This is a genomic window from Niallia sp. Man26, assembly GCF_022049065.2.
Classification (GTDB): Bacteria; Bacillota; Bacilli; order Bacillales; family Cytobacillaceae; genus Niallia.
In genome coordinates, this window is the sequence record NZ_CP095744.1 from 1,131,305 (window position 1) to 1,144,513 (window position 13,209).

At 35.6% G+C, this 13,209-nt stretch carries 14 protein-coding genes; 11 read left to right on the plus strand and 3 right to left on the minus strand.

The window, feature by feature from the left end; all coding sequences use genetic code 11:
- Positions 1-103 precede the first annotated feature (103 nt).
- Positions 104-985 carry a pyridoxal 5'-phosphate synthase lyase subunit PdxS gene (pdxS, locus tag L8T27_RS25175; RefSeq protein WP_233317225.1) on the plus strand — a complete coding sequence of 294 codons (882 nt, stop codon included), beginning with the start codon at positions 104-106 and terminating at the stop codon, positions 983-985.
- A gap of 462 nt (positions 986-1,447) precedes the next feature.
- Positions 1,448-2,293, plus strand: coding sequence for an aldo/keto reductase (locus tag L8T27_RS25180; protein WP_237943715.1), 846 nt, complete (start codon positions 1,448-1,450; stop codon positions 2,291-2,293).
- Positions 2,294-2,377: 84 nt separating this feature from the next.
- Here the strand turns inward: L8T27_RS25180 and L8T27_RS25185 are convergent, their stop codons facing one another.
- Positions 2,378-3,382, minus strand: coding sequence for an aldo/keto reductase (locus L8T27_RS25185; protein WP_237943717.1), 1,005 nt, complete (start codon positions 3,380-3,382; stop codon positions 2,378-2,380).
- Between the two features lie 598 nt (positions 3,383-3,980).
- Here L8T27_RS25185 and L8T27_RS25190 point away from each other — a divergent pair.
- The 8 genes from L8T27_RS25190 to L8T27_RS25225 all read left to right on the plus strand — a co-directional run bounded on the left by L8T27_RS25190 (position 3,981) and on the right by L8T27_RS25225 (position 10,485).
- Positions 3,981-5,138 carry a sulfite reductase subunit alpha gene (locus L8T27_RS25190; protein ID WP_237943719.1) on the plus strand — a complete coding sequence of 386 codons (1,158 nt, stop codon included), beginning with the start codon at positions 3,981-3,983 and terminating at the stop codon, positions 5,136-5,138.
- A 345-nt stretch (positions 5,139-5,483) separates the two neighbouring features.
- Entirely contained in the window at positions 5,484-5,804 is a 321-nt protein-coding gene (locus L8T27_RS25195) for a PadR family transcriptional regulator (protein WP_233317292.1), read from the plus strand.
- Between the two features lie 51 nt (positions 5,805-5,855).
- Positions 5,856-6,197 carry a DUF1048 domain-containing protein gene (locus L8T27_RS25200; RefSeq protein ID WP_233317221.1) on the plus strand — a complete coding sequence of 114 codons (342 nt, stop codon included), beginning with the start codon at positions 5,856-5,858 and terminating at the stop codon, positions 6,195-6,197.
- A 240-nt stretch (positions 6,198-6,437) separates the two neighbouring features.
- A complete protein-coding gene (locus tag L8T27_RS25205) occupies positions 6,438-7,199 on the plus strand; it encodes an ABC transporter ATP-binding protein (RefSeq protein ID WP_237943726.1) in 762 nt (253 codons plus the stop codon).
- Positions 7,200-7,949, plus strand: a complete 750-nt coding sequence (locus tag L8T27_RS25210) for an ABC transporter permease (protein WP_237943735.1) — start codon at positions 7,200-7,202, stop codon at positions 7,947-7,949.
- 201 nt (positions 7,950-8,150) lie between these two features.
- Positions 8,151-8,687, plus strand: coding sequence for a sigma-70 family RNA polymerase sigma factor (locus tag L8T27_RS25215; RefSeq protein WP_237943737.1), 537 nt, complete (start codon positions 8,151-8,153; stop codon positions 8,685-8,687).
- Positions 8,688-8,691: 4 nt separating this feature from the next.
- Entirely contained in the window at positions 8,692-9,612 is a 921-nt protein-coding gene (locus tag L8T27_RS25220; RefSeq protein WP_237943739.1) for a hypothetical protein, read from the plus strand.
- A 72-nt stretch (positions 9,613-9,684) separates the two neighbouring features.
- On the plus strand, positions 9,685-10,485 hold the full coding sequence (locus L8T27_RS25225) for an SMI1/KNR4 family protein (protein ID WP_237943740.1): 801 nt from the start codon (positions 9,685-9,687) through the stop codon (positions 10,483-10,485).
- 82 nt (positions 10,486-10,567) lie between these two features.
- Here L8T27_RS25225 and L8T27_RS25230 read toward each other — a convergent pair whose 3' ends face one another.
- The gene (locus tag L8T27_RS25230; protein ID WP_237943742.1) at positions 10,568-12,019 is read right to left on the minus strand and encodes an alanine/glycine:cation symporter family protein; all 1,452 of its coding nucleotides are present in this window, start codon (positions 12,017-12,019) and stop codon (positions 10,568-10,570) included.
- Between the two features lie 298 nt (positions 12,020-12,317).
- On the opposite strand from L8T27_RS25230, the gene L8T27_RS25235 reads away from it, so the two are divergent.
- A complete protein-coding gene (locus L8T27_RS25235; protein ID WP_237943744.1) occupies positions 12,318-12,554 on the plus strand; it encodes a DUF3953 domain-containing protein in 237 nt (78 codons plus the stop codon).
- 353 nt (positions 12,555-12,907) lie between these two features.
- Here the strand turns inward: L8T27_RS25235 and L8T27_RS25240 are convergent, their stop codons facing one another.
- Positions 12,908-13,129, minus strand: coding sequence for a hypothetical protein (locus L8T27_RS25240; RefSeq protein WP_237943746.1), 222 nt, complete (start codon positions 13,127-13,129; stop codon positions 12,908-12,910).
- Between the last annotated feature and the right edge of the window lie 80 nt (positions 13,130-13,209).

The following is a 13,209-nucleotide window of genomic DNA, read 5'->3' on the forward strand; positions in this document are numbered from 1 at the left end:
CTGGCTCTTTTAATAGTTCCAGATTAATTACTATAATTAGTTTACAATGCGCATTTGAAAAAATAAAGGTTGATTACATACTAAATCTATAGGAGGAATATGAATGAAAACTGGTACTAATCGAGTAAAACGTGGAATGGCTGAAATGCAAAAGGGCGGCGTTATCATGGACGTTATTAACGCCGAGCAAGCGAAAATTGCTGAAGAGGCAGGAGCAGTAGCAGTAATGGCTCTTGAAAGAGTTCCTTCTGATATTCGTGCTGCAGGTGGAGTAGCGAGAATGGCTGACCCTTCTATTGTAGAAGAAGTTATGAATGCAGTATCTATCCCTGTTATGGCTAAAGCACGTATTGGACATATTGTGGAAGCTAGAGTGCTTGAAGCATTAGGCGTTGATTATATCGATGAAAGTGAAGTTTTAACTCCTGCAGATGAAGAATATCACCTAAATAAAAATGAATATACAGTACCATTTGTTTGTGGATGCCGGGACCTTGGCGAAGCAGCAAGACGCATCGGAGAAGGTGCTTCCATGCTCCGCACAAAAGGCGAACCAGGAACAGGAAATATTGTGGAAGCAGTCCGTCATATTCGAAAAGTAAATGCACAAGTTCGTAAAGTAGTTCATATGAATGAAGATGAGCTAATGACAGAAGCAAAATTATTAGGTGCTCCCTACGAGCTTTTGCTGGAAATTAAAAACTTAGGGCGCCTGCCAGTAGTTAACTTTGCAGCAGGAGGTGTTGCAACACCTGCAGATGCAGCATTAATGATGCAATTAGGAGCAGACGGAGTATTTGTCGGCTCAGGTATCTTTAAATCAGATAATCCTGCTCTATTTGCAAAAGCAATTGTGGAAGCAACTACTCACTACCAAGATTATAAATTAATTGCTGAAATCTCTAAAAATCTAGGAACAGCAATGAAAGGGATTGAAATTGCTAGTCTTGCTCCGGAAGCTCGCATGCAAGAGCGCGGTTGGTAAACTGATAATATAGTAAAAAAAGCCAAATTCACCAGTATGGGGGATTTGGCTTTTTTTGCGCTAAAGGAATAGCAGAGAAATAAAAAAGAGATTGGCAATGCATCAAGTTATTTAAAAAAAAAAAAAAATATATATATATATATATATATATTTTGCCAAGGAAGAAGTATAAAAATCTTTTTTCTAAGCCTTTCAGCCATACAGTCAAAACTATCGCAACCAGTAATTAAAGTATACCGTACTTTTTTGAGAGGAATAGGTAATCATTTGATAGAAATGTGGTACCTATTCTTTTTTTATATAAAGGATAATGAAAGGGTTAAAACTTTTTTTGCTGATATTCCTTGGACCATCTGTGAATTATCCAGAAGTAATTTTTAAAATTCCTGTGTTGACTTAGAGTAACACGAATCTAGTAAGATTATGAAGTGCAAGGCAGTAAACTTTTAGGAGGAATATTAGATGGAAACTGTAACTTTATCAAATGGAATAAAGATGCCTATTTTAGGGTTTGGAGTTTATCAAATTAATGACCTTGAAGAATGTGAGCGTATAGTAGGCGAAGCAATAGCAGTTGGCTATCGATCAATCGATACTGCTCAAGCTTATGGGAATGAAGAAGCAGTTGGTAGTGCAGTACGTAAAAGTGGTATACCTCGTGAAGAGTTCTTTATTACTACAAAGGTATGGATTTCAAATGCTGGCTATGAAAAAGCTAAAGCATCAATGGATGAATCCTTGCGTTTACTGCAAACAGAATATATTGACCTCATGTTAATTCATCAACCATTTAATGATTATTATGGTACGTACCGTGCAATGGAAGAGTATTATAAAGCAGGGAAAATCAAAGCAATTGGCGTAAGTAATTTTTATCCAGACCGTTTGATTGATATTGCTCAGTTTAGTGAAATTACACCAATGGTTAACCAAGTGGAAACACATGTGTTCAACCAGCAAAAACAGGCCCAACAAATAATGGAAAAGTACGGAACACAAATTGAATCTTGGGGACCTTTTGCAGAAGGGAAAAATGACTTCTTTCATAATAAAACGTTAAAAGAAATCGGGGAGCAATATGACAAATCTGTGGCCCAAGTGGCTCTGCGCTACTTAATCCAGCGTAAGGTTGTTGTTATTCCAAAAACGGTAACGAAAGAGAGAATGGTTCAGAACTTTGAAGTCTTTGATTTTGTTCTATCACAAGAAGATATGAACAAGATTGAAAAACTTGACCAGGAAAAGAGTTTATTTTTCTCTCATTATGATCCAGAAACAGTTAAATTTTTGACAGGGCTAGTAAGATAACCTAGGATTTTACATAGTAAACTAACAGTAAAAACCCTAATGTCCTGCTTATAGGAAATTAGGGTTTTCTTATATATGGCTTTTTTACTTAGAATTTAAAGCACCAACCACAGGATGTGGAACATAAGGCTCTTCCAAATATGCAACTTCTTCAGTGGTTAACTTCACTGATAACGCACCGACTGAATCTTCAAGATGAGAAATTTTCGTAGCACCTATAATAGGAGCTGTTACTGGTTCTTTCTGAAGCAGCCATGCAAGTGCTATTTGGGATCTAGCTGCACCATGTTTTTCTGCTAACTCGGCAACTCGTTCCACAACTAAACGGTCGTTATGCTCTGTTGAACCGTATTTAGACTTTTGCGTTGCATCTGTTTCAGAACGGAGCGTATCTTCTGACCAATCACGTGTTAATCTGCCTGAAGCTAACGGGCTGTATGGAATTACGCCGATTTTTTCTTCTTTGCATAATGGAAGCATCTCTCGTTCTTCTTCCCGGTATATAAGGTTAAGGTGATTTTGCATAGAGATAAATTTCGTCCACCCGTTCTTCTCAGCGGTATGGTTCGCTTTCAAAAACTGCCATGCATACATGGCTGATGCTCCTATGTATCTTACCTTACCAGCCTTCACTAAATCATGAAGAGCTTCCATCGTCTCTTCAATCGGTGTGTTGTAATCCCAGCGATGTATTTGGTACAAATCGATATAGTCTGTTCCAAGACGTTTAAGACTTTTATCAATTTCACTCATAATATGTTTTCGGGATAGCCCTTTACTGTTTGGACCTTTGCTGTTTAAATCTTTGCCTAATGGGAAGTAAACCTTAGTTGCAATCACAACTTCATCTCGATTAGAAAAATCTTTAAGAGCACGTCCGAGAAATTCTTCACTCGTACCATCTGAGTAGACGTTGGCAGTATCAAAAAAATTAATGCCGGACTCAACCGCTCTTTTAATAACCGTACGACTGCTTTCTTCATCAATTACCCAAGGATGCATCCAGCGTTCCTTCACACCAAAACCCATACATCCAAGGCAAAGTCTAGATACATCTAATCCTGTGTTGCCAAGTTTCGTATAATCCATTGCAATTCCTCACTTTCCCAAATGTTTTTAATCTTTCATTACTAGTATAAAATTATACAGCATTCTTACAATTGTTAAATGATTGGAATATGTATATTAATGAACAGTTTTAACGGAAATGTACATTATCTTTGGTTGAAAGGGAAAAAAATTTTTGTTTATTTATATGTATAAGTATGGAAGAAATGGTCATAATAAGTGATGACAGTTTTATGCACAACACTGTTAACGGCCTTACTCTTTTTGAGTAGGGCGTTTTTTTTTATATGTGGGCGTTGGATGTATAGGAAAAAGAATTTTTCTATTAATAAGTGCAAGCGATTTTTCCTTCAATTATTACAGTTGCGAAACAAGCAGCAGTTTTTATTGCGTTATTATGGAGTTTAGGTGTGTTTGGTTAACATAAAAGAGAAAAGCTAAAAGTCAAAATGGTATAAAAATTTACAAATACGATAGAGATAAATAACTATTTATACTTTTTGGTTGAAAAACTTCTGAAAGCTAAATTATAATTAAAATTATAGTGGTACCTTAATTAAGTGGTTTTTTCATAAAGAACCTCAATTTAAGCATAATCAAATTTTAGGAGATAAAAATTATGAATACACCTGCAAGCCAAACAAATCAAGCGTTCACCAGAAATAACCCATTTCAAGCTAAAGTTCTTAAGAATATTAACCTAAATAGCACAGGTTCAAATAGGGAAACAAGACATCTGGAATTATCTTTAGAAGGATCAGGAATTACTTATAATCCAGGTGATGCTCTAGGTATATACCCGGAAAATGATTCAGTATTGGTAGAGTCCCTGCTTCAAGAAATGAAGTGGGATGGAAATCAAAACATTGTTATAAATAAAACAGGTGATCAGCTTCCTTTAAAGAATGCTTTAACAACATACTTTGAAATTACTTTATTAACTAAGAAAGTATTACAGAACTTTTCTAAAATGGTTGATAATGAGAATTTAAATAGTCTTGTTGCTATAGAAAATGCTTCAGCTTTAAAAGAGTATATGTATGGTCGGGATTTATTAGATATGATTCAAGATTTCGGACCATGCCAAATTGAAGCTCAAGAGTTTGTGACATTATTAAGAAAGATGCCGCCGCGCTTGTATTCGATTTCTAGCAGTCAATCGGCTCACCCAGATGAAGTTCATTTAACAATCAGTGCTGTGCGATATACATCTCACGGCAGAGACAGAAATGGTGTTTGTTCTGTTCAATGTTCAGAACGAACTTCTGAAGGAGATACACTTCCTGTCTACATTCAGGCGAATAAACACTTCGGACTGCCAGAGTCAAATGAGACAGATATCATTATGGTTGGCCCAGGAACGGGAATTGCTCCTTTTCGCTCCTTTATTCAAGAACGTTCTATTAACAAAGGCAGTGGAAGGACTTGGCTGTTCTTTGGGGCGCAACATTCACAAACAGATTTCCTTTATAAAGAAGAGCTAGAAAAACACCAAGAAAATGGGGTTCTTACAAAATTAACTACAGCTTTCTCTCGTGATACAGATGAAAAAGTTTATGTCCAAAATAAAATGCTGGAATCTAGCAAGGAATTATATGAATGGTTACAAGGTGGAGCGCATTTTTATGTTTGTGGTGATAAGGAATATATGGCTAAAGACGTTCATAACACTTTGATAGAGATATTCTCAAAAGAAGGAAATATGAGTCAAGAAGAAGCAGAAGAAAAAGTGCAAGAACTGCAAAAGACTAAAAGATACCAAAAAGATGTGTATTAATTAGTTGCGATAATGCTAAGTAAATGAGCGTATTTTCCGGGAACATTAATCTAAGATAGATTAATGTTCTTTTTTGTGTTTAAAGAGTTGTTAGCAGGCAATCCTAAATTAACTTATATTATTTTCTTGAAAGAGACCTTCAAGGTGGCAGGGAAAGCAAATGGGTATTAGCTGGTTTTTAAAATATGTAATAAATCCAATTGACACTCTTCGTTACTCGGTGATACAATGTACTTGTAATAAGTAATACTTAATAGCGAGATGGCCAAAGCTATTGAGTAAATAGGTTAGCTAAGGTACTAAGTGATACTGAATATAAGTCTTATATTATAGGAGGTGCCGGGCATCGAAAATTTAACGGAAATGCTGAAAGGTTCGTTAGAAGGATGCGTGTTGGAAATCATCAGCCGTCAAGAAACATATGGCTATGAAATTACTCGCCGCCTGAACGACCTTGGATTTACTGAAGTCGTCGAAGGTACGGTCTACACCATTCTAATGCGATTAGAAAAGAAGAAACTAGTGAATATCGAGAAGAAACCATCGGATATGGGACCACCACGCAAGTTTTATTCACTTAATGAAGCAGGCCGTCAGGAACTAACATTGTTTTGGAAAAGATGGGATTTTGTTTCGTCAAAAATTAATATGTTAAAGACAACTTAACGATAAGATATCACGTGTGCATTGTTCTGCTTATTAAAAGGAGGAATAAACATGATGGAATTATTTAAAAAATTAATAGGTGATAAAAAAGAATACAAGATGATGATGGCAAGGGTAGAGGCACTTCCGGAGGACTACCAGTTTGTATTTAAGAAAATTCAAGACTATATGTGGAAATTCTCAGCGGGCAATGGTATGGATATGCTTCATATGCAATATGAATTAATTGATTTATTCGAAGCAGGCTCCGCAGAAGGAAGGCAAGTGCTAGAGATTACTGGGGAAGATGTTGCTTCCTTTGCTGACGAACTAGTGGCTAATGCTAAAACTTATGTCGCTAAATACCGTGAAGATTTGAATAAGAGCATCATTGATCGATTAGGAAAAAAATAAAATTACAAGCGATAATACAGACTGAATAGCTGGTTGAAATCAAAATTTGCCACCTTCGTTATTCAGTTAAATTTTTACGTCAGTACTAAGTATCACTTATTATCAGTCAGACTAAATAGCGGAGTATAATTGGTTGCCTCTACAAAATAACAGTAACAGATAAATACTTCGCATTGTCTAAAAGGCAGCAGCTTGTGATTGTTGAACAAATCCTGCTGTCTTATAAAAGGAGGAAGAAGAATGAGCAATGCCGTTATTTCTGTAAAAGGATTAAAGAAATCATTTAAAGAGAAGGAAGTTTTAAAAGCAGTCGATTTTGAGGTGAAGCAAGGGGAAGTTTTTGCATTGCTTGGCTCAAATGGAGCGGGTAAGACGACAATAGTCAATATTCTCTCAACCCAGTTGAAATCTGATGAAGGGCAAGTGAGTATCTGCCAATTTGACGTCAGGGGTCAGCCGGAACATGTTCGCCAGAGTATCAGCTTAACAGGACAGTTCGCCACATTAGATGACATGCTCACTGGACGTGAAAACCTAATATTAATTGCCAAGTTGCGGAGAGTTTCTAATCCTTCCGAAGTTGCTGACAATCTGCTTGCAAGATTCAGTCTGCGTGAAGCGGCCAACCTTCGGGCAGATAAATATTCTGGCGGAATGAAACGCCGGCTTGACATCGCCATGAGTTTAATTGGAAAACCAGCTGTTATTTTTTTAGACGAACCGACGACAGGGCTTGACCCTGAAGCACGGCTTGAAGTCTGGGATACTATCAAGGAACTTGCTGGCAGCGGTACGACTATATTGCTTACGACCCAGTATCTAGAAGAAGCAGAACAATTAGCGGATGGTATCGCCATCTTGCATAGTGGAAAAATCATCACTACAGGTACTCTTACAGAATTAAAAGAGATGTTTCCACCAGCTAAAGTGGAGTATATCAAAAAGCAGCCGTCATTGGAGGAAATCTTTCTCACAATCATCGGTAAAAAGGAGGGCATTTAAATGAAAAATAATACTGGGGTGTTACTGGGGCGGTTAATGCGTAATATAATGCGCAGCCCTGACACAATTATTACAGTAGCAATTACACCAATAATGATGATGTTGTTGTTTGTCTATGTGTTTGGCGGAGCTATACAGACAGGAACAGACAATTATGTTAATTATTTATTGCCGGGAATCTTGCTTATGGCTATAGCAAGTGGTGTTGCCTACACATCTTTGCGGCTCTTTACAGATGTGAAAAGCGGTCTGATGGCTCGTTTCATTACGATGCCGATTAAGCGCTCCTCGATATTGTGGGCTCACGTGTTTACGTCTATTTTCTCTAATGCGTTAACAGTTGTGATAGTTATCCTCGTTGCACTCTTAATGGGATTCCGTTCAAGCGCTAATATCTTGGATTGGTTCGCCGTAGCTGGAATCCTGGGATTGTTTACACTAGCATTGACATGGCTAGCGATTATTCCTGGATTGAAAGCAAGTTCTATGGAAGGAGCAACAGCATACTCGTACCCGCTCATTTTTCTGCCGTTTATCAGTTCAGCTTTTGTTCCCACTGAGACCATGCCTAAAATTGTCCGTGCGTTTGCTGAAAACCAACCTGTTACTTCAATCGTGAATACGATTCGAGCTTTCTTATATGAAGAGTCTGTTGGCCACGATATTTGGCTAGCGCTAGCCTGGTGTGTCGGCATTATGGTCCTTGCGTACTTCTTTGCTAGTAAAGAATTTAAACGGAAGCTAGGGTAAGGTAAGTATCATCTTACTTTACAGTTCGCCAATACGACTGTTTCAGTCAGAAAGACTCTTTAAAGCTTCAACTATTAATTAACATGAAGGGAATTCATAATTTTCTCGATGGATTCCCTCCTATTCTGGAGAAAATGAAACATTTTACTGTTTTGAGTCGTCAATAGTTAAACCAACCAGAAGGAGATGTTTTATTGCGTAATGATATTAAGCAAAGAGGAATCCCATCCAAAGCGACGTGAGGAAATATTAAGAGAACTTATTGGTCTCTATGCAGAAAGTATTAAAATGTTAGCTTATACATATGTGAAAAACTGGTCAGCTGCAGAGGATATTACACAAGACGTATTTATAAAGTGTTATGAACAATTGGAAGGTTTCAGAGGGGATAGTACATATAAGACATGGCTTTATAAGATTACCCGAAATAAATGTAAAGATTATTTGAAAAGTAAATGGTATCGATCGTTTATTCCTACAGATTTTATGAAAGAAAAGATTGAAACAGCGGAGGAACTTTCTACTGAAGATCAAGTAATAAACAAATTTGATGACTTAGAATTATCCCAAAAGGTATTAACCCTGCCGACTAAGTATCGAGAAATTATTATATTATTTTACTATGAAGAGTTAAAAATTAAAGAAATACAAACTTTAACAAATTTGAATGCTGATACTATTAAAACTAGGTTAAGGCGAGGAAAACAAATGCTTCAAAAGAATGTAGAAAGGGGTTAAGGGAATGAGTGAAGATTTGAAGTCTTTAAGAAGGAGTTTGAATAGTACTGTTCTAAAACATGGGAAAATGAGTATTGCTGACAAGGAAAGATTGTATCAAACTGTTATTTATCATAAAGACTCAAAAAAACGTTTTTCTTTTGCACCCGTACTCTCAATTGCTGCTATTGCTTGTTTTGCTCTTTTTATTGGTAGTTTTGTATTTAAGCAAATGGAAAACACGGAAAATCAGCAAAATCAACTGGCTCTAATTAACAATCAAGAGGAGAATGAAGAAAAAACAAATAGTAAAAGGGAAGAACAAAAAGGTAATAATTCAAATTTAGCAAGTTTTCTATATGAACTAAACCTTAAGCTAAGTGATGCGGCTACAAGAACTCCGATTGGAAAGGATTACGCAACCGAAGTGGGGAAGTTTGCCGAAAATCTTTCTGGTGAATATACTTCAAAGGAGAAAGAGACAACGATTGCAGATAAGTTGATGGAAATAGGTTCACTAGGTAAAAGTCTACAAAAGGCAGATAATGATGAAAAAAGAATGGAAGATATTGTAGAGCTACAAAGAGTAGTTAACCAATCGATAATGATTGCAGAAGTTCATGGAATTATAGATGAAAGAAATAATATTATAGAAAAAACTGAATTTGAAAACTTAGATAGTTGGTTAAGCAGTTTAAAAGAAAGTATTCATGCTGATTCATATGAACCATATAGTGATCGCAGACAATACGAAAATCATATAGGCAATGCTGCTAAAGCATATGCTAAGAATTTTGCAGCGTTAGAGAAAAATACATCTGTAAAAGAGCAGTTAGAGGAAATCGCAGAAATATCCAATCAAATTGAAATAGAAAAAGAAAACGCAAAGAGAACAACATTACTGAATAAATTGGATGGAATGGTTGAGCAACTGTTAGTAGATTAGTAATACAAGAGATTACATGTGGCTGTATAAGTGACAAGAAAAAACTATTATCGTTGGAAAGGCTGGTTTTAAATGGACATTTGGCATGTTGAATCAAGCCAATACAGATTGGATAATCTGTCAGATGAAGATATACATTTGGCAGAAGATTATTTTGGAGTTAAATTACCTGCTGATTACATCAAACTATTAAAAAAACAAAATGGTGGAACACTAATATATAATGCACTACCTTTAGCTTTAAATAGATGGGATGGAGATGACTATTTAGAAATAGATAATCTTCGTGGAATAAAAAAAGATAAAGGGATAATGGAAACAGATTATTTCAAACAAGAGTGGGGGATTAGGAAAAGTAATATTATTTTAATCAGCGGGGATGGTCATAGTTGGTTTGCCCTAGACTACAATCATGGCGAAGAACCAAAGGTTATATATATTGAAACAGATTCAGAAAGAATCACCCAAATATATGATACTTTTCAAGAATTCATCAACCACTTATACGTACATGATCTCGATCAGGAGGAAGGCTTGAGGACAACGCCACTTCCAACAATTGAGGATGCTAGAAAGTTAATTAATAGTACCGAAGAGGATGATATTATAGAGGGTTTTGATATATTTAATTCGTTTATATATGATGAAAGTATCCATGAGGAATATTTTGGTTATGTAATGAATTTTATAAAAAGTGGAAATGAAGATTTAAAAGATTATGCCGCAGAAGCGGTATGGAGAGTAGTAACTGCACAATATGTAATAGATAAATCTTTAATTCAGAAAGTTATTGTTGAACTTAAAAATGATAAAGATCCGACCATTCAATATTTTCTTGAAGAAATAGAAGAAACTATTAAAGATATAAATTAACTTCTTAATACAAAAATAAATCTAGTTCATTATTGACTCGTAAAGAAACCACCCGCACTTAAACGGATGGTTCATAGTTTTATTAAACAGCTTTATCGTTCTTTTTATCTTCCTTTACCCAAAAGTCCGCATTTTTAATGCCTAAAGGTTCAGGATTAAACACAGGATCTAAGCCTTGCTTTTTCTGTTTTTCATAATCTTTTAGTGCAATAATAGCTGGTTTTGCCAGTATTACGATAGCAATCATGTTAAGCCATACCATTAATCCTAAACCAACATCTCCAAGAGCCCAGGCGAGGCTGGCTGTTTTTACAGTGCCATAAAAGGTTGTAGCAAGTAAAACTAGTTTCAACAAGTCTGAGAATAATCTATTATTTTTATTGCGAAGCAAATAAGTCAAATTTGTTTCTGCGATATAATAATAAGCCATAATTGTCGTGAATGCGAATAAGAAGAGGGCAATTGCTACAAAACCGGAACCAAACCCTGGGATTATACTGTCAATCGCAGCTTGGGTAAATCCTGGTCCTGCCTCTACACCTTCCACATTATTGACGATCATAGTTCCGTTGGGTGCTTCTGTATTGTACATTCCAGTAAACAATATCATAAAGGCAGTAGCTGAGCAGACAAGCAAGGTGTCGATATATACAGAGAATGCCTGCACAAGCCCTTGTTTGACTGGATGAGAAACCTCTGCAGCTGCTGAAGGGTGTGGTCCTGTTCCTTGACCTGCTTCATTGGAATAGATACCTCGTTTAACACCCCATGCAATTGCCATGCCCATCATGCCGCCAAATGTAGCCTCTAGATTAAAGGCGCTTTTGAAAATTAGGGCTAAAACACCTGGCAGTTCTTGAATATTAATGACAACGATAATGATGGACAAAAGTATATAACCAAGGGCCATTATTGGAACAACTACTTGTGCCACATTGGCTATCCGTTTGACACCGCCAAATATAATAAAACCTAGCAGTACAACTATCACTATTCCTGTAATGTATGTAGGAATATTAAAGGCATTTTTCATTCCAACTGCTATTGAATTTGACTGTACCCCAGGCATTAATATTGCCATGGAAATGATTGCTGCACCTGCAAAAAGAAAGGCAAACCACTTTGAGCCAATTCCTTTTTCAATATAGTAGGAAGGTCCACCTCTATATTGTCCATCCTGGTTTACTTTATATATTTGGGCAAGTGTTGACTCGATAAACGCTGTGGAAGCTCCGATAAATGCCATGAACCACATCCAGAACACAGCACCAGGCCCCCCAAAGGCAATTGCGGTTGCAACTCCAGCTATGTTACCTGTCCCAACCCTTCCAGATAAAGCAATTGAAAGTGCTTGAAAGGAGGAGACACCTGCATCTGAACTTTTTCCTTGGAACATAAGGATGATCATTTCCTTCACATGTCGGATCTGAAGGAATCTGGATACAAATGTAAAAATTAGGCCGACTATTAATACAATATAAATGACTGGAGTACTCCATAATATCCCGTTTATAAAAGTTACTATTTCTTCCATAAATACACTCCTTTTTTAATTGAATTTTTAAAATTCTGAATTATATTATATTTCACGATAAGATATAAAACAATAAAAATTATTGCCCTATCTGAAAAGTTAAGTACCTTTTATTAAAAGAAAGAAAAAATAATGTAATCATAGGCTCTATGGGCCTTATGGAATTACGTTTACTAGCACCTTTTAATTAAATATGCTATCATGTTGAAAATAAATATACTGTAATTGGAGGAGCCTGTCACCGAAGGAGACTTATGTCTTTTGATGATAGGTTCTTTCTTGTTTAGGAGGAAAATTGGTGGTGACAAGAATAAAGGTTTTTTTTGCACTTGTAGCGGTTATACTAGCTCTTATCGGTACTATAAAAGAAAGCACTATAATGTTAGCATTAATGTATTTTTTTCTTGGATTATTATTTTTAACGATTGGGTCTACTGAATTAAAGAAAGAACGAAAAATCCCTTCTATCTTAATGATCCTTTTAGCGGGATTCTTTATTATTGGCTCTATTTATATTATGATATTTGAACTTTAAGAAGGAAGTTATTTTATTATTAATATATTAGAATGGTATCGTAACAAGAGATTATGAATAAATTTAAGGAGATGTATGGTGTTAATTTTAAAGAATGGCTTAGGTGTTTGTAATAATATATAATTTATATACGTAAGTATATAGTTAAGATAAAATAAAACAAAAAAATAAGTTTTATTACTCAAAATAGGGGTATAAAGGATTTGTACTTGAATGGATTCTAATTTTAAGATAAAATGGTGCAGATAACAATTCAAGTTACGATAATTACATGATAATGTGAGTAAAAATTGGAGGAGCCTGTCACTAGGGGATAACTATGCCCTAATGACAGGCTTTTTTTATTTTTACCTTTATAAAACTTTACTAACTCTGACGTATTCTCTAGATTGAAAAGCTTCTATTTTATTTTGAAAGACTTTTTCCAGTTCATTACTAATTGGAATTATTTCTTCCATTTCTTTGTCATGTATGAAGAGAGAGTATTCACGTTCTTCCCTTTGATCCAATTGCCAAAAACTAAGAAAAAGTAACAGAAATAAAGAACTGGATATAGAAACTTTCATTTTCATCAAGGCACCACCACCTCTATTAGGTTCGGTAAATTGACAGTATTTTATACAAATTACCATCTAAATGAATTTATATAAGTGGT